The organism is Sphingomonas sp. GW821-FHT09E03 (assembly GCF_059416225.1).
In genome coordinates this window covers 57,087-78,736 of the sequence record NZ_JBWKOS010000003.1, presented here as the reverse complement: position 1 = coordinate 78,736, position 21,650 = coordinate 57,087, and the positions used below count along the sequence as shown (strand labels likewise).

Here is a 21,650-nt window from a genome sequence, read left to right as displayed (position 1 = left end):
CTCGCGTGCGCGCGTGTTCCGCGATAGGGGGCGCGGGTCCTTTGTCTTGCGGAGTTGCCCCTTGTCCCAGCCTACCTATGACGTCGTCGCCATCGGCAATGCGATCGTCGACATTCTCGCCGAGGCCGATGACGCGTTCATCGCCGAGATCGGTGTCGCCAAGGGGTCGATGCAGCTGATGTTCTCGGCGGAAGACGCCGATGCGCTCTATGCCAAGATGGGCCCGGGGCATGAGGTCTCGGGCGGATCGGCGGCGAACACCGTTGCCGGCATCGCCGCGTTGGGGGGCAAGTGCGGCTTCATCGGCCAGGTCGCCGACGACCAGCTCGGCCAGGTGTTCGGCCACGACATCCGCGCCGCGGGCGTCCATTTCGACACCGCGGTGCGCGCCGGCGATCCCACCACCGCGCGCTGCCTGATCTTCGTCACCCCCGACGGTCAGCGGACGATGAACACCTTCCTCGGCGCCTCGCAGTTCCTGCCCGAGCGTGCGCTCGACCTGTCGCTGATCGCTGATGCCGCGATCCTCTATCTCGAGGGCTATCTGTGGGATCCCGAGGAGCCGCGCGCGGCGATGCGGGCGGCGATCGAAACGGCGCGCAAGGCCGGCCGCAAGGTCGCCTTCACGCTCTCCGACGTGTTCTGCATCGGCCGCCATGGCGGCGATTTCCGCGCGTTGATCGCCGACGGGATGATCGACATCCTGTTTGCCAACGAGGGCGAGCTGGTCGCGCTCGCCGAGGTGGAGGATTTCGATGCGGCGGTGGCCAAGCTCGCCGCGCAGGTGCCGACGCTGGTCGTCACCCGCGGCGCCGAGGGCGCGATCGCGGTGCAGGCCGGGAGCCGCGCCGCAGTGCCGGCCGAGCCGATCGCGCGGGTGGTGGACACCACCGGCGCCGGCGACCTGTTCGCGGCGGGCTTCCTCCACGGCCAGGCGCAGGGCAAGGGCCTTGCCGAATCGCTCAAGCTCGGCGCGATCTGCGCGGCGGAGATCATCAGCCATGTCGGCGCGCGGCCGACGGTAGACCTCAAGGCGATGGTCGCCGCCAAGCTGGGGTAAGCGCCCGCGGCGATGCTTGTCCCGGGGTGCACCCGGGACGGCGCGATAGGAAAAGGGCCGGGGGATCGCTCCCCCGGCCCTTTTTTGCGTGTCGGTCGTGCGCCGCTCAGTGCAGCGGCTTGGCGATCTCCGGCTGCATCGCCGGATCGTCGACCACGTCGACAATACCGCGGCCGACGTGGCTGCGGCTGCGGCTGTAGGCGAAGTAGATCAGCAGGCCGACCGCACCCCAGATCGGCAGCACCAGGATCGAGGCCCAGTCCAGCGACGCATAGAGGTAGAGGCAGCCGAGCACCGACACCGGCGCGACGACCCACACCAGGGGGGTGCGGAACGGGCGCTTGCGGCTGGGATCGGTGCGACGCAGCACCAGCACCGCGATCGAGACCATCGCGAAGGCGAACAGCGTGCCCGAGTTGGAGTAATTGGCGAGCTGCCCGACCGGCGCAAAGGCGGCGGCGATCGTCACCACCACGCCGGTGACGATGGTGATAACGTGCGGGGTGTGGAACTTCGGGTGGACCGCGGCGAACCGCGCCGGCAGCAGCCCGTCACGCGCCATGGTGAAGAACACGCGGGTCTGGCCGAACATCATCATCAGCACCACCGACGGCAGCGCGATGATCGCCGCGGCGGCGAGGAAGTTGCCCGCGATCGGCCAGCCGAACACGCGCAGGATATGCGCCAGCGCCTCCTTGGAGCAGGACAGCGGCTCGAGCGCGCCGCCGGCGATGATCTGCTGGCAGCGGGCGGCGAGTTCGGGCGTGCCCGGGTCGAGCAGGCGGCCGGCGGCGTCCATCACCGGCTGGGCGCCGAGCGGCGAGCCGATCGCACCGGCGGCGACGAGCAGGTAGAAGATGGTGCAGATGCCGAGGCTGGCGATGAGGCCGATCGGCACGTTGCGCTGCGGGTTCTTGGTTTCCTCGGCGGCGGTGGAGACCGCGTCGAAGCCGACATAAGCGAAGAAGATCGATGCCGCGGCGCCGGCAACGCCCGACAGATGGGTCGGCATGAACGGCGTGAAATTGGCGCCGTTGGCCGCCGGCAGGGTGATGGCGATGAACAGGGTGAGCGCGAGGATCTTCACGCCGACCAGGATCGCGTTGACCTTGGCGCTCTCGCTGGTGCCGAGCACCAGCAGCCAGGTGACGAGCATCGACACCACCACCGCGGGCAGGTTGATCAGCCCGCCCTGGCTGGGGCCGACCGCGAGCCATTGCGGGATGGCGATATCGGGCAGGAACGGCACGAAGCTGGAGAGATGCGCGAGCAGGCCGACGAAATAGCCCGACCAGCCGACCGCGACCGCGCTCGCGCCCAGCGCATATTCAAGGATCAGCGCCCAGCCGACCATCCAGGCGAGCGGCTCGCCAATCACCGCATAGGTGTAGGTATAGGCGGAGCCGGCGACCGGCACCATCGAGGCGAGCTCGGAATAGCAGAGCGCCGCGACCGCGCAGACGAAGCCGGCAATGACGAACGAGAGCATCATCCCCGGGCCGGCTTTCTGCGCGGCTTCGGAGGTGAGCACGAAGATGCCGGTGCCGATCACGGCGCCGATCCCGAGCATGGTGAGCTGGAACGCGCCGAGCGAGCGGTGAAGCCCGCGTTTCTCGGCCGTGGCGAGGATAGCGTCGAGTGGTTTGACGCGCCCGAAAATCATCTAGTCAATTCCCCCCACTTGCGCGGCGCCTGGCTGCGCCTCCGCATGGTGAAGCGCCCGAGCCTAACTCCAAATAGGGTGGGCGCAATGCTTTTTGGTTTGACGGCCTGGGCAAACGCGCCCGGCGGAGCGGCTCAGCGCGCCAGCATCGGCCCGAGCGGCCGGCCCGCGAAGAGGTGGACGTGAAGGTGGGGCACCTCCTGGCCGGCATCGCCGCCGGTGTTGGCGAGCAGCCGGTAGCCGGGTTCGACCAGCCCGGCGGCGCGCGCCACGGTGCCGACCGCGCGGACGAAGCCGGCGATCTCGGCATCGGAGCCACGCGCGCTGAAATCGTCCCACGACACATAGGGGCCGCGCGGGATCACCAGGATGTGGGTCGGCGCCGAGGGGGCGATGTCGTGGAAGGCGACCGCATAATCGTCTTCGTAGACGCGGCGCGCGGGGATCTCGTCGCGCAGGATCTTGGCGAAGACGTTCTGGTCGTCATAGGGCTGGGTGGCGTCGATCGGCATGGCGGCCTTCCTTGTAGATCGGGGCGGAGGAGGGTTAGCGGGACGCCTTCTCGTCGTGGCCCGACACGCCCTCGCGCCGGTCCAGCTCGGCGCGGATGTCGTCGAGGCCAAGGCCGGCGTCGGCGAGCAGGACGAGCAGGTGGAAGACGAGATCGGCGGCCTCGGCGGCGAGCTTGTCGGGCGCGGCGAGTGCGGCGATCACCGTCTCGGTCGCCTCTTCGCCGATCTTCTGGGCGATCTTGGCGCGACCCTTGGCGAACAGGCTGGCGGTGTAGGAGGTGCCGGCATCGGCGCCGCGGCGGGCGCGGATCGTGGCTTCGAGGCGATCGAGCGTGTCCATCCCTGCCGCTTGGCGCGAGAGCGGCCCCAGGGTCAATCCTTGCTTGCCGCGTCGCGCTCGCGCCGGCGGGTGATGAAGCGCTTGCGCAGCGCGCGGCGGACGAAGAACACCGCGATGATCGCGACCGCGAACAGCGCGAAATCGGACAGTTCAGGCTGGTTACGCGGATGGACGGTGCCGCTGTGGCCGCCGGCGACGGAGAGGATAGGGAGCATGGCGACGGGTGTAGCGGGGGACCCGGCGGCCGTCACCCTCACCGTGCGGCGGCGCTCAATGGCTCCTGACGGGGATTCCCGCCGCGGCGAGCGCATCATGCGCGTCGGCGACGCTTGCCTCGCCGAAATGGAAGATCGAGGCCGCGAGCACCGCGCTGGCGTGACCGTCGCGGATTCCGGCGACGAGATCGTCAAGCCCGCCGACCCCGCCCGAGGCGACCACCGGCACGCTGACCCGATCGGCGATGGTGCGGATCAGTTCGAGGTCATAGCCGCTGCGGGTGCCGTCGCGGTCCATCGAGGTGACCAGCAACTCGCCGGCGCCGAGATCGGCGAGGCGCAGGGCATGCTCGACCGCGTCGATCCCGGTGGCGCGGCGGCCGCCGTGGGTGAACACCTCCCAGGCGCCGTCGATGCGGCGGGCGTCGACCGAGGCGACGCAGCATTGGCTGCCGAACCGCTCGGCGATCTCGGCAACCACCTCGGGCCGGGCGACCGCGGCGGAATTGACCGCGACCTTGTCGGCGCCGGCGAGCAGCAGGGCGCGAGCATCGTCGGCGGTGCGGACGCCGCCGCCGACGGTGAGCGGCATGAAGCACACCGCGGCGGTGCGGCGGACGACATCGAGGATGGTGCCGCGCGCCTCGTGGCTGGCGGTGATGTCGAGGAAGCAGAGCTCGTCGGCGCCGGCGCGGTCATAGGCGCGGGCCTGCTCCACCGGATCGCCGGCGTCGCGCAGTTCGACAAAATTGACGCCCTTCACCACGCGGCCGTTGGCGACATCGAGGCAGGGGATGACGCGGGCGCGGACGGTCATCGCAGCACCGCCTCGACGAGCAGCACGACCGCGGCGGCGAGCAACAGCGTCACCAGCACGATTTGGCCGACAACGGAGGCGCGGAACAGCCAGGGATGCTCGATCCTGCGCACCTTGATGGGGTTGGTGCCCGTCAACGGGATGCCGATCTCGCCGTCGCGGATCTGATCGCGCAGCAGCGGCACATAGCAGGCGGTGACGCCGCCGATCAGTGTGCCGGTAACCGCGGGCATCACGCGGCGCGCGCGATGCTGAGCGCCGCGGCCAGGTCGAGCCGGCCGTCATACAGCGCGCGACCGGTGATCACGCCCTCGACACCGTCGCGGACATGGAGGGCGAGGACGTGGATTTCGGCCAGGCCCTTGACGCCGCCGCTGGCGATCACCGGGATATCGACCGAGCGGGCGAGGTCCACCGTCGCTTCGACGTTGCAGCCCTTGAGCAGCCCGTCGCGGCCGACATCGGTGAAGAGCAGGGCAGCGACGCCGGCATCCTCGAAGCGGCGGGCGAGATCGACCACTGCCGTGGTGGAAACATCGGCCCAGCCCTTGGTCGCGACCATGCCATCGCGCGCATCGACCGCGACAACGATGCCGCCGGGGAAATCACGCGCGGCGGCGCGGACAAACTCCGGGTCGTCGAGCGCCGCGGTGCCGATCACGACGCGCGACACGCCAAGATCGAACCAGCGCTCGACGCTGGCGCGGGTGCGGATGCCGCCGCCGAGCTGGACGTGCCCGGGAAAGGCGGCGACGATCGCCTTGACCGCGTCGCCGTTGACCGATTCGCCGGCGAAGGCACCATCAAGATCGACGACATGGAGGTGCTCGGCGCCCGCCTCGGCGAACAGCAGCGCCTGGGCGGCGGGATCGTCGCCATAGACGGTGGCGCGGTTCATGTCGCCTTCCGCCAAGCGGACGACCTGGCCGGCCTTGAGGTCGATCGCCGGGAAGACGATCAGCGGCCCCGCCTCGCTCATGACGGTATCGCTCATGGCCGCCACGCGAGGAAACCGGCGAGCATAGCGAGGCCGTAGCGCTGGCTCTTCTCGGGATGGAACTGGACGCCGAGCATGTTGTCGCGCGCGATCGCGGCGGTGACCGGGCCGGCGTGATGGCTGGTGGCGATCACGTCTTCTCCTTCGAAGGCGTAGGAGTGGAGGAAATAGGCTTCGCCGGCAGGGACCAGCGGGTGGTCGCCGCGCGGCACGACGTCGTTCCAGCCCATGTGCGGGACCTTGGCTCGGGCGTCGCTGGGCTCGAGGCGGCGGACCTGGCCGTGGATCCAGCCGAGCCCGGCGTGCTCGCCCATCTCGTGGCCGGCGTCGGCCATCAATTGCATGCCGACGCAGACGCCGAGGAAGGGGATGCCGTCGCGGCGCACCCGCTGCTCCATCGCCTCGACCATGCCGGGCACGGCGCGTAGCGCGGCGGCACAGGCGCCGAACGCGCCGACCCCGGGCAGGACGATGCGATCGGCCCTGGCGACTAGGGCGGGATCCGCGGTGACGGCGATGTCGGTCGCGCCGGCTGCGCGCAGGGCGTTTTCCACCGAGTGGAGGTTGCCGGCGCCGTAATCGATGAGCGCGAGGTTAGGCATGGGCTGAGCCATCCCCCATTTTCGTCACCCCAGCGAAGACTGGGGCCTTTGCCGGCGCTTTACCCGCCATCGCCGGAGATCCCAGCTTTCGCTGGGATGACGGAAAGGGGGCAGGGGAGGCGATCACAAGATCCCCTTGGTCGAGGGGATCGCATCGGCCTTGCGCGGATCGATCTCCACCGCGATGCGCAGCGCGCGGGCAAGGCCCTTGAAGGCGCTTTCGGCGATATGGTGGTTGTTGCTACCGTGGAGCGTTTCGATGTGCAGCGTGATCCCGGCGGCCTGGGCGAAGCTGTGGAAGAAATGCTCGAACATCTCGGTGTCCATCTCGCCGAGGCGCTTCTGGCTGAATTCGGTCTTCCAGACCAGCCAGGGGCGGCCGGAGATATCGAGCGCGACTCGGGTGAGCGTCTCGTCCATCGGCGACAGCGCGTCGCCGTAGCGGCGGATACCGCGCTTGTCGGCGAGCGCCCAGGCGACCGCCTCGCCGATCGCGATGCCGGTGTCCTCCACGGTATGGTGCTGGTCGATGTGGAGATCGCCGACGGTGCGGACGTGGAGATCGATCAGCGAATGGCGCGACAGCTGCTCGAGCATGTGATCGAAGAAGCCGACTCCGGTCGACACGTCATAGAGGCCGGTGCCATCGAGATTGACAGTGACGTCGATCCTGGTCTCGGCGGTGGAGCGGTTGATCGTCGAAGTGCGCATGTCAGGCTCCATAACGGTGATCGGGCGTCATGCAATCTTGACCGGTCATCAAACCCCGCTACCCAAGGGGAATGACCGACGGCCTGCCCGATAGCCTTATTCCGTATGACGAAATCGTCCAGGAAGCCCTGCGTGCCGTGGTCGGCCGCGTGCTCGACACCGTTGCCGAGAGCGGCGGCCTGCCCGGCGAGCATCATTTCTACATCACCTTCAAGACCCAGGCGCCCGGGGTGGACATCCCCAAGCGGCTGATCGAGCGGTTTCCGGACGAGATGACGATCGTCCTGCAGAACCGCTATTGGGACCTGACGGTGGACGAGCGGAAGTTCTCGGTGGGGCTGAGCTTCAACCAGGTGCCGAGCAAGCTGGTGATCCCTTATTCGGCGATCACCGGTTTCCACGATCCCGCGGTGAACTTCGAGTTGCGCTTTCAGGCGACCGAAGGCCCCGACGACGGCCCCGAGCCGCACGACGAGGCCGAGAATGACGGCCCGACCGTGACGCCGGTGGAGGATGGCTCCAACGTCGTCAGCGTGGATTTTAAGCGGAAGAAGTGACCGGGCGGCGGGTAGCTGCCAGGCGTTGGAACTCCCATCGCCGGCGCTAGTAGTGTCTCCATGACCGACACCCGTACCGAAACCGATTCGATCGGCCCGATCGAGGTTCCCGCGCAAGCCTATTGGGGCGCGCAGACCCAGCGATCGATCGAGAATTTCCCGTTCGGCGCGCGCGAGCAGATGCCGATCGAGATCGTCCACGCGCTGGCGCTGGTGAAGCAGGCGGCGGCGCGGGTGAACCGGCGCCATGGGCTCGACGCCAACAAGGCCGCGGCGATCGAGACGGCGGCGGCGGAGGTCGCGAGCGGCGCGCTCGACGACCAGTTCCCGCTGGTGATCTGGCAGACGGGGTCGGGTACCCAATCCAACATGAACGCCAATGAGGTGATCGCCGGCCGCGCCAACGAGATGCTCGCGGGCACGCGCGGCGGCAAGGTGCCGGTCCACCCCAATGATGACGTCAACCGCAGCCAATCGTCCAACGACAGCTTCCCGACCGCGATGCACGTCGCCGCGGCGCTTGCCGCGACCCACCGGCTGGTGCCGGCGATGGAAAAGCTCGAGGCGGCGCTGCTCGCCAAGGTCGAGGCATGGGGCGACATCGTCAAGATCGGCCGCACTCATCTGCAGGATGCGACGCCGCTGACGCTCGGTCAGGAATTCTCGGGCTATTATGCGCAGGTGCGGCTGGCGCGGACGCGGCTGGTGCCGCTGATCGAGCATGGCCTGTGCAAGCTCGCGCAGGGCGGCACCGCGGTCGGCACCGGGCTTAACGCGCCGGCGGGTTTTGCCGAGGATTTCGCGACGGAGATGGCCGCGCTCACCGGCCTGCCGTTCGAGACCGCGCCCAACAAGTTCGAGGCGCTGGCAAGCCATGACACGCTGGTCGATTTCTCCGGGCGGCTCAACACGCTGGCGGTGGCGCTGACCAAGATCGCCAACGACATCCGGCTGCTCGGCTCGGGGCCGCGCTCGGGGCTCGGCGAGCTCGACCTGCCCGCCAACGAGCCCGGCAGCTCGATCATGCCCGGCAAGGTCAATCCCACCCAGGCCGAGATGCTGACGATGGTCTCGGCGCAGGTGATGGGCAATCACGTCGCGATCACGATCGGCGGGCTGCAGGGGCATATGGAGCTCAACGTGTTCAAGCCGCTGATCGGCGCCAATGTGTTGCGCTCGATCGACCTGCTTTCGATCGGCATGGAGAGCTTTGCGGACCGGATGGTCGAGGGGATGACCGCCAACCGCGAGCGGATCGCCGAGCTGGTCGATCGCTCGCTGATGCTCGTCACCGCGCTCGCGCCCGAGATCGGCTATGACAATGCCGCCAAGATCGCCAAGCACGCCCATGCGCATGGCCAGACACTGAAGGAAGCGGGGCTCGAGCTGGGTCTGGTCGACGAGGCGACGTTCGACCGCGTGGTGCGGCCGGAGACGATGATCGGCCGCTGATCGGGCCGGCCGGGGAACCCGGCGGGTCGCCAAACGCTCTTCCCCGCGAAGAGGAGATCATGACGTGAGTGCTACAACCATAGGTGCGCTGATCGGTGGCGCGGTCGATTCCCTGTCCGGCGACGACAGCGCGGCGGATGGCGCGGTGGTCGGCGCGATCACCGCCAACGTGCTCAAGGTCGTGCTGCCGCTGGCGGTGACCTATGCGGTCGGCTGGGCGGTGCTGCGCGGCGCGGGTGCGCTCAAGGATGCGGCATTCGGCGAGGCCGAGGCATGATCGGCAAGATCATCGGTGCGCTGGTCGGCCGCGAGATGGATCGCCGCGATGGCTCGGGCGGGCTCAAGGGCGCCGCGATGGGCACGATCGCCGCGGTGGCGCTGCGCCGGATGGGGCCGCTCGGGCTGCTGATCGGCGGCGGCTATGTCGCGAAGAAGGCGTATGACCGGCATCGCGAGACGCAGCGGGGCTGAGCCGAGGCTGGTCGCCAGGTAAATTCCCTCGCCGCAGCGAACGCTGGGGGCCTCGTCGTGGGCGGGCGGATCGCGCGCCTTGGGAAGATCCCGGCGTTTGCTGGAATGACGGTTGTGGGTCGGGTGCGGCGCGTGGCGGGACAGTCCGCCCCAGCGCGGGGTTGACGCCCGGGGGCCCGCCACGCCAGTAGCGCGCATGGACGCCACCGCTCACCCCGATCCCCACAGCCTCAAGCGCCGCGGCGTTCTGTTCGTGCTGTCCTCGCCGTCCGGCGCAGGCAAGTCGACCATCGCGCGCAAGCTGCTCGCCGACGAACCCGAGCTCGGCATGTCGGTGTCGGCGACGACGCGGCCGATGCGGCCCGGCGAGGTCGAGGGCAAGGACTATCACTTCGTCGATCTCGAGGAATTCCGCCGCATGGTTGCGGAGGACGAGTTCCTCGAATGGGCGCACGTGTTCAACCACCGCTACGGCACCCCGCGCGCGCAGGTCGAGGCGATGCTCGCCGCCGGCAAGGACGTGTTGTTCGACATCGACTGGCAGGGCGCGCAGCAACTGTTCCAGATCGCCGGTGGCGACGTCGTCCGCGTGTTCATCTTTCCGCCGTCGATGACCGAACTGCGCGCGCGGCTCGAGCGGCGCAACACCGACACGATGGAGGTGATCGACGCCCGCATGGCGCGCGCCGCCAACGAGGTAAGCCACTGGGACGGCTATGATTACGTGCTGGTCAACGACGATGTCGACCAGTGTATCGCCGGGGTGAAGACGATCCTTGCCGCCGAGCGGCTCAAGCGCTCGCGCCAGACCGGGCTGATCGGCTTCATCCGCCGGCTGACGCGCTGAGGGGCTGCTTCTCCCCCCGCTGGTGCTGAGCCTGTCGACGCTTGGTGAGTCTCAAGCACGGTGAGGCTCATGCCCTTCGACAAGCTCAGGGCGAGCGGTGAGGTGGGCGGCAGCTCTAGAGCGTCTCCAGGAACCTCACCGCCCCGTCAAAATCGCGCCGTCGTGCCTCGCGCGCGTCGGCGGCGAGCGGGTCGTTGCCCCAGCGTTCGGCCTGCCAGTCCTCGTCGAGATTGGCGGCGGCCCAGATGTCGGCGGGCTCCATCGCGCCGTCGACCAGCGCGAGGCCGAGGATCAGCGAGCCGCTGATCGTCACCAGCGGCGACAGGCCGGCGAGGGTGAAGGCGTCGAGCGCGGCGACCGCGTCGCCGAGCCGGCGGATCGTCGCGGCCGGCTGCGCACGGTGGATGATGCCGGTGGCGAGCTCGAGATGGACGTCGTAGCGCGCGCGCGCCCAGGCGAGCGGCGGATCCCAGGCGGCGGCCTGACGGGCGACCAGATCGTCGGGGCCATCGGCGCGGTAGCACAAGAGGTCGCTCTCGCCGTAGCGCGCGAGCCCGGCGGCGAAGCTGGCGGGATCGGGGCCGATCCGGTCGATCGCGGCATTGGCGAGGCCGGTGAGCGGCATGCGGCGCGGGTCGATTGTCTCGGGCACCGCGCGCCATTCGGCGGCGACCGCCTCGGCCAGTGCCGCGGTGGGGAGCGCGAGCGGTACGCGGCCGGGAGTGCGGACCGGGCGACCGTCGAGCGTCACCACCCGGGCCTCGTCGATTCCGACGTCTGTCCAGAAGCGCTTCATCGCTGCGGCGGCGTCCGCCAGCGGTGGGCGAGGCTGCGCGGCACGGTGGCGATCATCAGCAGCGCCGAGAGCACGATGGCGATGCCGAGGATCTTGACCGGCAGGCCATGGCTCTTGAACGCGAGGAACACGCCGAACACCGCGCCCGCGGCGCCGGCGATACGGGTGGCGGTCATCGTGAAATAGCGGCGGCGAGCGAGCCGGTCGGCCGCGGTGGCGAGGCGGGTCATGCGAGCAGGTGCCGCAGCGCCGGCACGCGATCGGCGACGACATCGGCGCCGGCCGCGGCGAGGTCACCGACGGTGTGATAGCCCCAGGCGACGCCGACCGCGCGGGCACCGGCGGCCTTGGCCATCGCCATGTCGAAGCTGGTGTCGCCGATCATCGCCGTGCCGCCGGGCGTGGCGCCGGCCTCCGCGATCGCGGCGAGCAGCATCGCCGGATCGGGCTTGGATGGATGGCGATCGGCGGTCTGCAGCGTCACGAACCGGTCGGCGAGGCCATGGTGGGCGAGGATATGGGCGAGCCCGCGATCCGACTTGCCGGTGGCGACGCCGAGCCGCCAGCCGTCGTCGACGAGCGTGGTCAGCACCTCGACGATGCCCTCGAACAACGGCTCCTCCTCCATCTCGCCGGTGGTGCGCAGGTGGAAGAAGGCGTCCTTGTAATCCTGCGCCATCCGCCGGTGCTGCGCGGTGTCGGCCTCGGGCAGCAGCACCGCGATCGCCTCGACCAGGCTGAGCCCGACGATGCGACGGATCGCCGCGCGCGGCGGCGCGACGAGACCGGCGACCGTGAAGGCCTCCTCCATCGAGCGGCAGATGTTGGCCTGGCTGTCGACCAGGGTGCCGTCGCAATCGAACACGGCGAGCCGGATCATGCCGCCGCGCTCAATCGCGGCTGCCGCGGCCGCGCCGCTCGCCCTTGCGCGCCTTGCGCACCGTCTTGGCGTGCTGCTTGGCGAACTGCTTCTTCTCGGCCTTGCTCGGCGGCGCCTTCTCGTCGAGCGGCATCATGTTGCCGAGCATCTCGTCGAAGCCCAGTTGCTTGAGGCTCTCGGCGAAATGCGTCGGCAGCTCGGCCTGGACGTCGATCTCGCCGCCATCGGGATGATCGACGCGGATGCGGCGCGCGTGGAGGTGCATCTTGCGGCTGATCCCGCCGGTGAGAAACGCCGCCGCGCCGCCATATTTGCCGTCGCCGACGATCGGATGGCCGATCGCGGCCATGTGGACGCGCAGCTGGTGGGTGCGGCCGGTGAAGGGCTGCAGCTCGACCCAGGCGGCGCGGTTGCCGGCGCGCTCGATGACGCGGTAGCGGGTGCGCGCGGCCTGGCCGTTCTCCTCGTCGATGTGCATCTTTTCGCCGCCGGTGCCCGGCTGCTTGGCGATCGGCAGCTCGACCATGCCGTCCTCGATCGAGGGTACGTCGACGATCAGCGCCCAATAGACCTTCTTGGCGGTGCGGCCGGAGAAGGTCTTGGCGAAGAACGCCGCGGCGCGGCTGGTGCGCGCGACGAGCAACGCGCCCGAGGTGTCCTTGTCGAGGCGGTGGACCAGCTTGGGGCGGCCCTCATTGTCGAACTGCAGCCCGTCGAGCAGGCCGTCGACATGCTCATGCGTCTTGGTGCCGCCCTGGGTGGCGAGGCCCGGCGGCTTGTTGAGCACGATCGCCTGGGCGTCCTGGTGGATCACCATCTCGCGGACGAACTCGGTCTGCTCGTCGGTCAGCGGCACCCGCTCGCGCTGCGGCTTCTCGCCCTCGGGGCGCGGCGCCTCGGGGGGCGGCACGCGCAGGATCTGGCCGGCCTTGATCCGGTCGCCCGGCGCAGCGCGGCTGCCGTCGACGCGGAGCTGGCCGGTGCGCGCCCATTTGGCGACGGTGGTGAAGCTGGTGTCGGGCAGGTGCCGCTTGAACCAGCGGTCCAGCCGGATGTCGTCGTCGTCGAAGCCGACGGTGAACTCGCGCACCCCGGCGCTGATCGTCGCGCCGCCGCTCATGCCGCGACGCCGATGCTGCGGGCGAGAGTGAGGCCGGCGAACAGCGCGACGATCGCGCCGATCACCGAGACGAGCGTGTAGACCAGCGCGGTGGCGAGCGCGCCGCGCTCGGCGAGGGTGACGACGTCGAGCGAGAAGGAGGAAAAGGTGGTGAAGCCGCCGAGCACGCCGACGCCGACGAACAGCCGCCACGCTTCGCCGCCACCGGCAACCCGCGCGAGCGTGCCAACGAGCACGCCCATCGCCAGGCCACCGACGAGGTTCACGGCAAGCGTGCCATAGGGAAAGGCCGGGCCGAACAGCGCAAGCGCGAGGCGGCCGGTGAGGTAACGCGCGCCGGAGCCGATGGCGCCGCCGGTCATGACGAGGAAAAGAGGCATGTCACCTCCCTAGCGCGTTTTGCCGCCCGCGCGAACCACCTGTGGTGATGGGTGTGGGACGCTGCCCGGCAAAGCTGGCCGGCAACGCTGCCCGGTCACTGCCGGATGCAGCGCGCCCGCTCAGTGCCCGGCGTTGGCGACCAGGTCGACGTCGCTGCCGCCGCCGCTGCGCGGGGTGACGTAGAGCACGTAAGCGGCGTCGCCGCGGGTGCCGCCGAGCACGTGCTGGGTGCCGTCGGCCTGGTGATCGGCCGAATAGCCCGCCCTGGTGACCTGGGTGTAATACCAGTCGAGCACGCGGCCGACCGGCGCGGCGCTGGCGAAGCTGACCACGCGCAGCCCGCAGGCCGGGCCGCCTGCGGCTTCGGCGACGCGGGCGTCGGGATAGAGCGGCACGCCCGCGGGCAGGCGGTTGGCCCAGGTCGCGGAATAGGTGAGATTGGCGGTGCAGGCGGCGCCACCGGCCTGGCGGCTGGCGAGTTCGCCGAGCGTCAGCGCGCCCTGCGCCTTGCGGCAGGCGGGGCAGTCGCCCTTGGCGGCCGGTGCCGCGCGCAGATCGGTGGTGGTGACGCCGTCGGGTCGCGCGCCGATGCCGTCGGGCGGCACCGCACCCGAAACCGGGCGGCTCGGCGGGCGGATGACATTGGTGTTGGCGGATTGGGTGAGCGCGGGATCGACCATGATCTGGTCGCGCAGCGCCGCGGTGACGGCGGGATCGGCCTGATTGGCCGGCTTGGCCGCGTCGGTCAGCTCCTGGTCGAGGCTGTCGAGATCCTGTTGCGGCGTCGGCTGCTTCGAGCAGGCGGCGAGCGACAGCCCTGCCGCCAGCGCAGCGAGCAAGACGAGCGGGGGGCGAGAGCAGTGCATCCGCGCATCATCGCAGAACAGGGTTAAGATTGTCATGCACGGGATCGACACCGCAATGCTTGCAGCCCGGCGCGGTCGGCGCCACATCTAGGCAATGTTCAACATCATCTCCATCCTGATCGGCCTGGTCACCCTGGTGCTGGGGCTGGTCGCCTTCGTGCCGCTGCTCGGCTGGATGAACTGGCTGGTGATCCCGATCGGCATTGTCGGTGCCGCGGTCGGGGCGCTGTCATCGTCCAACGGCGGGCGTAACCTCAACCTCGTGCTGATCGTGATCTTCGCGGTACGGCTGATGCTGGGTGGCGGGATCTTCTAGAACCCTGTTCCACCCTTTCCGCCGTTCGCCCTGAGCTGGCCGGAGGGCATGCGTCTCATCGTGCTTCGACAGGTTCAGCACGAACGGTGGTGAGGTGACCGAAGGTAAAGCTCGTCAACGAAAAGGCCCCAGCTTGCGCCAGGGCCTTTCCAGTCAGCTTTCAGGTCGAGCCTATCGCTCAGCGGCAGCGGACGTTGCCGCGGTCGATCGACTGGCCGAGCAGCGCGCCGCCACCGGCGCCGAGCAGCGTCGCCAGCGTCGACGAGCGGCCGTAGCTCAGCGAGTTGCCGAGCAGCCCGCCGGCGACGCCGCCGAGGATCAGCCCAGTGGTGCCATCATTGCGGCGGCAGTAATAGCGGCCGTTGGAGCCACGATAGATCCGATCGTTGCGGCCGAGACGGCGCTCCTGATAATAGCGGCCGTCGCGATAGTAATTGTCGGCAAAATAGCCGCGGCGGCCATTCTCGACGCGGTTGTAATCATAGTTGCGATACTGGCGCCAATCGCGGTTGCCACCGGCAAAACGATTGTCGTTGCGGCGGCCATCGCCCCGACGATCATCGCCGCGCCGATCACCGCGATCGTCGCCGCGGCCATCACCGCGGCTGTCGTCACGATAATCCTGGTTGGCGCGACCGCCGTTATATTGCGCCGTCACCGGCACGGTGGCGAAGACGCTGGCGGCCAAGGCCGCCGTGAGTATTGCGATCCGCATGTCACTCTCCTGTTGGGATGTGACGTGAACGGGTGGCGAGATGGCGCGGTTGCGTGAACCGAAAACAACAAGCCGTTCATCCTGGCGGGCGAGTTCGCCGACGACGGAGGGGCAGTCAATCCACCCCTCCGCCATGCCGATCAGCCGAAGGTCGTCTCCAGCGTGATCTCGGCGTTGAGCACCTTGGACACCGGGCAGCCGGCCTTGGCCTCGGCGGCGATGCGCTCGAACTCGGCCTGGTCGATGCCCTCGACATGGCCCTTGAGGGTCAGCGCCGACTTGGTGATGGTGAAGCCGTCGCCATCCTTGTCGAGCGTGACCTTGGCGCTGGTCTCGAGCGTGCCGACCGAATGGCCGGCGCCCGCGAGCGCGAAGCTCAGCGCCATGGTGAAGCAGCTCGCATGGGCAGCGGCGATCAGCTCCTCGGGGTTGGTGCCGGGTTCGTTCTCGAAGCGGGTGTTGAAGCCATAAGGGTTGTTCGAGAGCACGCCCGACTGGGTCGAGACATGACCCTTGCCGTCCTTGCCGAGGCCTTCATAGGTTGCCGAAGCGCTGCGGGTCACCATCGATCATTCTCCATCCTGGATTGAATGGAGGCGAACGCAACAAGGAGCGACGCGATCCCTCGCGACGCTCCTTGCCATGTCAATTCACGCTCAGCGGCAGCGGCGCGAGCTGCCGCCACGGTCGATCTCGCGGCCGAGCAGGCCACCGGCGACGGCGCCGCCGAGCGTGCCCACCGTGCGATCGCCGCGGGTATCGATGGTGCGGCCGAGCAGCGCGCCGGCAACACCGCCGACCAGCAGGCCGGTTGTACCGTCCGCCTTGCGGCAACGGGCACGGCCGCGATCGTCGCGCCACTCGCGATAATGGTGGTTGCGGGCGCCGGCGGCGCTGACCGGCACGATCATCGTCACCGGCAGCACCATCGCGGAACAGCCCAGGGCAAGCATCAATTTACGCATACAATCACTCCCGTTTCACGAACTCGATGTCATCAAAACGAGATGGTGATGGCAGGGGTTGCATGAACCTGAAACAACCTCGCGTTCAGGTTCCATCCGGGTGTGCGGCTGGTGGGACTATATCGGTCGGCTGGCCGCATTTTGGAATAAGGCTGGCATCGGACTCCGCGGGATGGGCTGCTGCACCGCAGGGAAACGACTCATCCACCACCGTCATCCCAGCGACGGCTGGGATCTCAGGCGTGGTGCAGGGACGGAGTCGCGCGAGCTTCCGCTGGGGCGACGGATGAGGAGAAGACAAGCCACCGTCGCAGCGTCTGCCGTTACCGCCGCGATCAGGGTGGCGCGCTGAGGCGCGGAGGACGCGGAGAGGTATCCTGCGTCGAGCTGGTCGCGGTCGGGGCAGACGGGTGAAGGCTCATATTTCTTCTCTGCGTCTTCTGCGCCTCTGCGCGAACTGCCTTCTCATCGGCTGACATCGTCGGTCCAGCGCTTGCTGGGACCTTGAGCCGTGAGGGTAGAACAGGAGCCGTAGGAGACCCCAGCCTTCGCTGAGGTGACATTGGGGAGCAGTGTGCCGTCGCAGCCGTTGCCGGGTCGGCAAGCTTAGGGTCGCGCAGAGGCGCGGAGGACGCAGAGGCGGTTTTCTGCGGGCGGCGGCTATCGGGGCAGCAAGGGATTGTCCGCTCCGCGCTTGCCCGCGAACCACTCCTTGCCTGCTAACGCCGGTGCGACCGACCAGCCCGGCGTGTCGCTCAGGCGACAGGCAGCTCGGGCGACTCAGACGGTGGCGACTCCGGCACGTCGTCGCGACCGGCCGCCGCGCGTTTGCGATAGTGGTTGGCGGCGAGCGTCGCGCCGAGGATGAAGCCCCCGGGGGCGAGCAGGATGACCGCGGCAAGACCGAGCTTGCCCCAAGGAGTGCGCATCACCGGCGCCTAACCGGCGGCAGCTGAACGCGGCATGGCTGATCGAAGATGACGCAGCAGCGGCGGCATTGGGCGCGACCTCTCAGGCCGACGCCGCGATCATGCCTGCGCGGTGCGGATCGCACCAGCTCAAACGTTGAGGCGCGCGCGCATTTCCTTGCCGGGCTTGAAATAGGGGACGCGCTTGGCGTCGACATCCACCGTCTCGCCGGTGCGCGGGTTGCGGCCGGTGCGCGCATCGCGGGCACGGGTGGAAAAGGCGCCGAAGCCACGCAGCTCGACCCGGCCATTGGCGGCGAGGCGGCGGGTGATCTCGTCGAAGAAGGCGGTGACGATCGTCTCCACTTCCTGCGCCGACAGATCGGGGTTGGTTTCGGACAGTTTCAAAATCAGTTCGGAACGGATCATCGCAAGCCCCCCGGCTTCAAGTGCAATGCCGGCTTTATAGCGACCTAACGGCGCGCCGTATAGGTCCGAATTGGCATCTACCTCCACGATGGAGGAAAATCGGGGCGCCTCTCGCGAGACGCCCCGAATAGTGCTTACTTCTTGTCGGCGTCCGAGCGGGCCTTGAGCGCCTCGCCCAGGATGTTGCCGAGGGTCGCGCCCGAGTCGGACGAACCGTACTGCGCCACGGCCTGCTTCTCTTCGGCGATCTGCATCGCCTTGACCGAGAAGGTCGGCTTCTTGGAGCGGTCGAAGCCCGTCACCATCGCGTCGAACTTTTGGCCGACCTGGAAACGCTCCGGACGCTGCTCGTCGCGATCGCGACCCAGATCCGTGCGCTTGATGAAGCCGGTCGCGCCATCGTCGCCCTGCTGAACCTCGAGGCCCGCGTCGCGGACTTCGAGCACGGTCACGGTGACGACCGCATTCTTGTTCAGCTTGTCGCCAGCTGCGGCAATGCCGCCGGCTGCCGGGCCGCCACGCTCGAGCTGCTTCATGCCGAGGCTGATGCGCTCCTTCTCGGCGTCGATGTCGAGCACGATCGCCTGGACGGTCTCGCCCTTGCGATGCAGGTTGAGGGCATCCTCACCCGACACGCCCCAAGCGATGTCGGACATGTGGACCATGCCGTCGACATCGTTGTCGAGGCCGATGAACAGGCCGAACTCGGTGGCGTTCTTGACTTCGCCCTCGACGGTCGAACCGATCGGATGCGAAGCGGCGAACGCCTCCCACGGATTGTTCTGCGCCTGCTTGAGGCCGAGGCTGATGCGACGCTTGTCCTCGTCGACCTCGAGCACCACGACGTCCACTTCCTGCGAGGTGGAGACGATCTTGCCCGGGTGGACGTTCTTCTTGGTCCAGGACATCTCGCTGACGTGAACCAGGCCTTCGATGCCTGCTTCCAGCTCGACGAACGCGCCATATTCGGTGATGTTGGTGACGCGGCCCGAAAGCTTGGCGCCGACCGGATACTTGGCGGATGCGCCATCCCACGGGTCGGACTCGAGCTGCTTCATGCCGAGGCTGATGCGCTGCGTGTCCTTGTTGATGCGGATGATCTGCACCTTCACCGTGTCGCCGATGTTGATCATCTCGGACGGGTGGTTGACGCGCTTGTAGCTCAGGTCGGTGACGTGGAGCAGGCCATCGATGCCGCCGAGGTCAACGAACGCACCGTAATCGGTGATGTTCTTGACGACGCCGTCGATGATCTGGCCCTCGGCCAGGCTCATGATCAGGCCCGAACGCTGCTCGGCGCGGGTCTCTTCGAGCACGGCGCGACGCGACACCACGATGTTGCCGCGCTTGCGGTCCATCTTGAGGATCTGGAAGGGCTGCGGGATGTCCATCAGCGGCGTGACGTCGCGGACGGGGCGGATATCGACCTGCGAGCCCGGCAGGAACGCGACGGCGCCCGACAGGTCGACGGTGAAGCCGCCCTTGACGCGGCCGAAGATAACGCCTTCGACGCGGGCCGACTTGGAGAATTCGAGCTCGAGCTTGTCCCAGGCGGCTTCGCGGCGGGCGCGGTCGCGGCTGAGCATCGCTTCGCCGTGGACGTTCTCGACGCGGTCGACATAGACCTCGACTTCGTCGCCGACCTTGAGGTCCGACTTCTGGCCGGGTGCGGCGAACTCGCGGAGCGGCACGCGGCCTTCCGACTTGAGGCCGACGTCGATGACGGCAAGGTCGTTCTCGATCGCGGTGACGGTACCATGGACGACGCGGCCTTCGAAGCTGTCGGCACCGCCGAACATGTCATCGAGCATGGCGGCGAAATCGTCGCGGGTAGGAGTGGGCTGGGTAGCCATAGGGTTAGAGTGTCCTAGTTAAAATCGTTTCCGGCCAATCGGTTGGTTCCGATGGTCTTGGCTGAAAACGCCGCGGCGGCCCCGTGCCGGTCGCGGCATCCGTCGTTCAGGGCAGCGGAGGAATACGATGCGCGTTGGATGCGAAAAGGGCGCGAGAGGATAACCAGTCGCGCCTACCTCCGCGAGCGCCTGCTCGCCGGACGGTGGTGACATAGCCGAAAACGGGGGTAACGGCAAGGTGGACGCGGCGGGGGCGCAAGAGGCAGGCCGGGGGGTGTTTCGCTCCGCTCCCAGCATGCGTCGTGCCAGCTTGCGCGGCGATCACGGCTGCTCGCAGAAGTGGTGCGGCGACGTGCCGAAGCACCGCCCGAACAAAGATCGCGACATGGCCCGGCGATACAGTATGCCGGCATGGCAGCGGGGTGGGAGCGCGGGGTGCGGGCAAGGAACGGGCGTCGATGGCGAAGGCTGGCGGGAGCGGCGTTGCTTGTCATCCCCACCGCTGTTCTTGCCCAGCAAGATGAGCCGCAGGACGGCGCGCCGCAGGACGAGCAGCACGCGCCGCGCGGCCGGGACGACATCCTCGTCACCACCAAGCGGCTGCCCGGTTCGGCGCTCGGCGACATCGCGCCGGTCGCGGTGCTCGATGCGGCATCGATCCAGGCGCTCGGCGTCACCAATCTCGATGACATGCTGCGTCTGCTGAAGCCGCTGGTCACCGCGGCGAGCGGCGCCGGCCCGGTGTTCCTGCTCAACGGCCGCCGGGTGTCGGGCTATGGCGAGATCCAGACGCTGCCGCCCGAGGCGCTGGAGCGCACCGAGGTGCTGCCCGAGACGGACGCACCGCGGTTCGGCTTCCCGTCGACGGTGCGGCTGGTCAATTTCATCACCAAGCGCCATTTCCGCGCGCTGTCGGTGGAGCAGGGGGCGGGGACCACCACCGAAGGCGGCGCCGACACCAGCACGCTGGCGCTCGGGTCCACCCGGATCGACCGCAGCAAGCGATCGTCGCTGACGATCAATTATGATCACCAGGACGCGTTGCTCGGTACCGAGCGGCAAACGATCCCCGACACGAGCAGCCTGTTCGATCTCACCGGCAACCTCGCCGGGATCGGCGGCGGCAGCATCGATCCGGCACTCGATGCGCTCGCCGGCCGCGCGGTGACGGTGGCACCGGTGCCGCTCGACCCGGCCGCCCAGGGCTCGCTCGCCGGCTATCTGGCTGGCGCCGGCACGCCGCGGGTGACCAATCTCTCGCCCTATCAGTCGATCCCCCGGCGCGACACGCTCAAGGTCGATACTACCCAGGCGGTGCCGATCGGCCGCACGGTGATAGCCTCGCTCAACCTGACGATGGAGGCGGAGCGTGGCTCGGGCCTGGTCGGGCTGGCGAGCGCGGCGCTGCGCGTACCGGGCGGCAACCCCTATTCGCCGGTCGCCGGCGACACGCTGCTCTATCGCTATCTCGGCGAGGCAGGCGTGCTGCGCCAGCACAACAACAGCCTTAATCTTCACGCCGGCAGCACCGTGCAGGGCAGCCTCCGCCGCTGGCAGTGGACCGTCACCGGCAGCGCCGATCGCGCGCGGGTCCGCGCCGCGGCCGAGCAGGGCATCGACCTCGCGCCCGTCCAGGCCGCGATCGATGCCGGCGGCGATCCGTTCGGTCCGCTCGCCGCCGCCGCGACCGCCGACCGGCTCGTCGCGCGCAGCCGCACGGCGACCACGACGGTGACCGGCAAGGCGACCGCCAACGGGCCGCTGCTGCGGCTACCGGCGGGCGATGTGCAGATGACGCTGACCGCGGATTACGCGCGCTCCACCAGCCATGGCACGCTCGCCGGCGGCACCGCGGCCGAGCTCGACCTGCGCCGCGTCACGCAGGCGGCGAGCGTCACCATTGACGTGCCGATCGCCTCGGCCAACCAGGGCGTGCTCGCCGCGATCGGTACGCTGTCGGCCAATGGCACGATTGGCGTCGCCGCGGTGTCGCGCTACGGCAGCCTCACCAACAGCAACCTCGGCCTGACCTAGACCCCGGCGACGCCGCTCCAGGTCACCGCCTCGATCAGCAGCACCCAGACGCCGCCGGCGATCGCGCTTCTCACCAATCCGGCGCTGACCCTGCCAAATGCGCCGTTGTTCGATTTCCTGACCGGCAGCAGCGCGCTCGTCAC

General features: G+C 68.8%; 30 protein-coding genes. 8 read left to right on the top strand and 22 right to left on the bottom strand.

Annotation, left to right across the window (positions count from 1 at the left end):
• Positions 1-61 precede the first annotated feature (61 nt).
• On the top strand, positions 62-1,060 hold the full coding sequence (locus AC07M8_RS08215) for an adenosine kinase (protein WP_495173868.1): 999 nt from the start codon (positions 62-64) through the stop codon (positions 1,058-1,060).
• A gap of 106 nt (positions 1,061-1,166) precedes the next feature.
• Here AC07M8_RS08215 and AC07M8_RS08210 read toward each other — a convergent pair whose 3' ends face one another.
• The 9 genes from AC07M8_RS08210 to hisB form a co-directional block, all read right to left on the bottom strand.
• Positions 1,167-2,723: an amino acid permease gene (locus AC07M8_RS08210; RefSeq protein WP_267395052.1), complete on the bottom strand. Its 1,557-nt coding sequence runs from the start codon at positions 2,721-2,723 to the stop codon at positions 1,167-1,169.
• Positions 2,724-2,857: 134 nt separating this feature from the next.
• Entirely contained in the window at positions 2,858-3,235 is a 378-nt protein-coding gene (locus AC07M8_RS08205) for a histidine triad nucleotide-binding protein (protein ID WP_495173867.1), read from the bottom strand.
• Positions 3,236-3,269: 34 nt separating this feature from the next.
• Positions 3,270-3,575 carry a phosphoribosyl-ATP diphosphatase gene (locus AC07M8_RS08200; RefSeq protein ID WP_495173866.1) on the bottom strand — a complete coding sequence of 102 codons (306 nt, stop codon included), beginning with the start codon at positions 3,573-3,575 and terminating at the stop codon, positions 3,270-3,272.
• 32 nt (positions 3,576-3,607) lie between these two features.
• Entirely contained in the window at positions 3,608-3,790 is a 183-nt protein-coding gene (locus tag AC07M8_RS08195) for a hypothetical protein (RefSeq protein ID WP_495173865.1), read from the bottom strand.
• 55 nt (positions 3,791-3,845) lie between these two features.
• Entirely contained in the window at positions 3,846-4,607 is a 762-nt protein-coding gene (gene hisF, locus AC07M8_RS08190; RefSeq protein WP_495173864.1) for an imidazole glycerol phosphate synthase subunit HisF, read from the bottom strand.
• Positions 4,604-4,840, bottom strand: a complete 237-nt coding sequence (locus tag AC07M8_RS08185; protein ID WP_495173863.1) for a hypothetical protein — start codon at positions 4,838-4,840, stop codon at positions 4,604-4,606. The genes hisF and AC07M8_RS08185 overlap by 4 nt, the downstream gene beginning before the upstream one ends.
• The gene (hisA, locus tag AC07M8_RS08180; RefSeq protein WP_495173862.1) at positions 4,840-5,601 is read right to left on the bottom strand and encodes a 1-(5-phosphoribosyl)-5-[(5-phosphoribosylamino)methylideneamino]imidazole-4-carboxamide isomerase; all 762 of its coding nucleotides are present in this window, start codon (positions 5,599-5,601) and stop codon (positions 4,840-4,842) included. Before hisA ends, AC07M8_RS08185 begins: the two co-directional genes overlap by 1 nt.
• Entirely contained in the window at positions 5,598-6,206 is a 609-nt protein-coding gene (gene hisH / locus AC07M8_RS08175; protein ID WP_495173861.1) for an imidazole glycerol phosphate synthase subunit HisH, read from the bottom strand. Before hisH ends, hisA begins: the two co-directional genes overlap by 4 nt.
• 123 nt (positions 6,207-6,329) lie before the next feature.
• Positions 6,330-6,917, bottom strand: a complete 588-nt coding sequence (gene hisB / locus AC07M8_RS08170) for an imidazoleglycerol-phosphate dehydratase HisB (protein ID WP_495173860.1) — start codon at positions 6,915-6,917, stop codon at positions 6,330-6,332.
• A 71-nt stretch (positions 6,918-6,988) separates the two neighbouring features.
• Here hisB and AC07M8_RS08165 point away from each other — a divergent pair, with 71 nt between their 5' ends.
• The 5 genes from AC07M8_RS08165 (at position 6,989) to gmk (ending at position 10,244) form a co-directional block, all read left to right on the top strand.
• Positions 6,989-7,474: an SspB family protein gene (locus AC07M8_RS08165; RefSeq protein ID WP_267395042.1), complete on the top strand. Its 486-nt coding sequence runs from the start codon at positions 6,989-6,991 to the stop codon at positions 7,472-7,474.
• Between the two features lie 60 nt (positions 7,475-7,534).
• Positions 7,535-8,926: a class II fumarate hydratase gene (gene fumC, locus AC07M8_RS08160; RefSeq protein ID WP_495173859.1), complete on the top strand. Its 1,392-nt coding sequence runs from the start codon at positions 7,535-7,537 to the stop codon at positions 8,924-8,926.
• A 64-nt stretch (positions 8,927-8,990) separates the two neighbouring features.
• Positions 8,991-9,203: a hypothetical protein gene (locus AC07M8_RS08155; protein ID WP_495173858.1), complete on the top strand. Its 213-nt coding sequence runs from the start codon at positions 8,991-8,993 to the stop codon at positions 9,201-9,203.
• Positions 9,200-9,397 (top strand): hypothetical protein, encoded by a 198-nt coding sequence (locus tag AC07M8_RS08150; RefSeq protein ID WP_495173857.1) that lies wholly within the window; start codon positions 9,200-9,202, stop codon positions 9,395-9,397. Before AC07M8_RS08155 ends, AC07M8_RS08150 begins: the two co-directional genes overlap by 4 nt.
• A gap of 196 nt (positions 9,398-9,593) precedes the next feature.
• Entirely contained in the window at positions 9,594-10,244 is a 651-nt protein-coding gene (gene gmk, locus AC07M8_RS08145; RefSeq protein WP_267395038.1) for a guanylate kinase, read from the top strand.
• 115 nt (positions 10,245-10,359) lie between these two features.
• On the opposite strand, the gene AC07M8_RS08140 is transcribed toward gmk, so the two are convergent.
• The 6 genes from AC07M8_RS08140 to AC07M8_RS08115 all read right to left on the bottom strand — a co-directional run bounded on the left by AC07M8_RS08140 (position 10,360) and on the right by AC07M8_RS08115 (position 14,323).
• A complete protein-coding gene (locus tag AC07M8_RS08140; RefSeq protein WP_495173856.1) occupies positions 10,360-11,040 on the bottom strand; it encodes an ATP12 family chaperone protein in 681 nt (226 codons plus the stop codon).
• A complete protein-coding gene (locus AC07M8_RS08135; RefSeq protein ID WP_495173855.1) occupies positions 11,037-11,270 on the bottom strand; it encodes a hypothetical protein in 234 nt (77 codons plus the stop codon). Before AC07M8_RS08135 ends, AC07M8_RS08140 begins: the two co-directional genes overlap by 4 nt.
• Positions 11,267-11,920 (bottom strand): HAD-IA family hydrolase, encoded by a 654-nt coding sequence (locus AC07M8_RS08130; protein ID WP_495173854.1) that lies wholly within the window; start codon positions 11,918-11,920, stop codon positions 11,267-11,269. The genes AC07M8_RS08135 and AC07M8_RS08130 overlap by 4 nt, the downstream gene beginning before the upstream one ends.
• A gap of 10 nt (positions 11,921-11,930) precedes the next feature.
• Positions 11,931-13,040: an RluA family pseudouridine synthase gene (locus tag AC07M8_RS08125; protein WP_267395034.1), complete on the bottom strand. Its 1,110-nt coding sequence runs from the start codon at positions 13,038-13,040 to the stop codon at positions 11,931-11,933.
• Positions 13,037-13,420 (bottom strand): fluoride efflux transporter CrcB, encoded by a 384-nt coding sequence (gene crcB, locus AC07M8_RS08120; RefSeq protein WP_495173853.1) that lies wholly within the window; start codon positions 13,418-13,420, stop codon positions 13,037-13,039. Before crcB ends, AC07M8_RS08125 begins: the two co-directional genes overlap by 4 nt.
• A 120-nt stretch (positions 13,421-13,540) precedes the next feature.
• Entirely contained in the window at positions 13,541-14,323 is a 783-nt protein-coding gene (locus tag AC07M8_RS08115) for a hypothetical protein (RefSeq protein WP_495173852.1), read from the bottom strand.
• Between the two features lie 58 nt (positions 14,324-14,381).
• On the opposite strand from AC07M8_RS08115, the gene AC07M8_RS08110 reads away from it, so the two are divergent.
• Positions 14,382-14,603 carry a hypothetical protein gene (locus AC07M8_RS08110; RefSeq protein WP_267395031.1) on the top strand — a complete coding sequence of 74 codons (222 nt, stop codon included), beginning with the start codon at positions 14,382-14,384 and terminating at the stop codon, positions 14,601-14,603.
• A gap of 178 nt (positions 14,604-14,781) precedes the next feature.
• Here AC07M8_RS08110 and AC07M8_RS08105 read toward each other — a convergent pair whose 3' ends face one another.
• The 6 genes from AC07M8_RS08105 to rpsA all read right to left on the bottom strand — a co-directional run bounded on the left by AC07M8_RS08105 (position 14,782) and on the right by rpsA (position 19,473).
• Positions 14,782-15,318, bottom strand: coding sequence for a glycine zipper 2TM domain-containing protein (locus AC07M8_RS08105; RefSeq protein WP_495173851.1), 537 nt, complete (start codon positions 15,316-15,318; stop codon positions 14,782-14,784).
• 140 nt (positions 15,319-15,458) lie between these two features.
• The gene (locus AC07M8_RS08100; protein WP_495173850.1) at positions 15,459-15,884 is read right to left on the bottom strand and encodes an OsmC family protein; all 426 of its coding nucleotides are present in this window, start codon (positions 15,882-15,884) and stop codon (positions 15,459-15,461) included.
• A 90-nt stretch (positions 15,885-15,974) separates the two neighbouring features.
• Positions 15,975-16,283: a glycine zipper 2TM domain-containing protein gene (locus AC07M8_RS08095; protein ID WP_495173849.1), complete on the bottom strand. Its 309-nt coding sequence runs from the start codon at positions 16,281-16,283 to the stop codon at positions 15,975-15,977.
• A 755-nt stretch (positions 16,284-17,038) separates the two neighbouring features.
• Positions 17,039-17,212 carry a hypothetical protein gene (locus AC07M8_RS08090; RefSeq protein ID WP_495173848.1) on the bottom strand — a complete coding sequence of 58 codons (174 nt, stop codon included), beginning with the start codon at positions 17,210-17,212 and terminating at the stop codon, positions 17,039-17,041.
• Between the two features lie 129 nt (positions 17,213-17,341).
• The gene (gene ihfB / locus AC07M8_RS08085) at positions 17,342-17,620 is read right to left on the bottom strand and encodes an integration host factor subunit beta (protein ID WP_267395025.1); all 279 of its coding nucleotides are present in this window, start codon (positions 17,618-17,620) and stop codon (positions 17,342-17,344) included.
• Positions 17,621-17,754: 134 nt separating this feature from the next.
• On the bottom strand, positions 17,755-19,473 hold the full coding sequence (gene rpsA, locus AC07M8_RS08080) for a 30S ribosomal protein S1 (protein ID WP_495173847.1): 1,719 nt from the start codon (positions 19,471-19,473) through the stop codon (positions 17,755-17,757).
• 483 nt (positions 19,474-19,956) lie between these two features.
• Between rpsA and AC07M8_RS08075 the strand changes: the two genes are divergently transcribed.
• The gene (locus tag AC07M8_RS08075) at positions 19,957-21,507 is read left to right on the top strand and encodes a hypothetical protein (protein WP_495173846.1); all 1,551 of its coding nucleotides are present in this window, start codon (positions 19,957-19,959) and stop codon (positions 21,505-21,507) included.
• Here the strand turns inward: AC07M8_RS08075 and AC07M8_RS08070 are convergent.
• Positions 21,504-21,650, bottom strand: coding sequence for a hypothetical protein (locus tag AC07M8_RS08070; protein ID WP_495173845.1), 147 nt, complete (start codon positions 21,648-21,650; stop codon positions 21,504-21,506). The genes AC07M8_RS08075 and AC07M8_RS08070 overlap by 4 nt on opposite strands.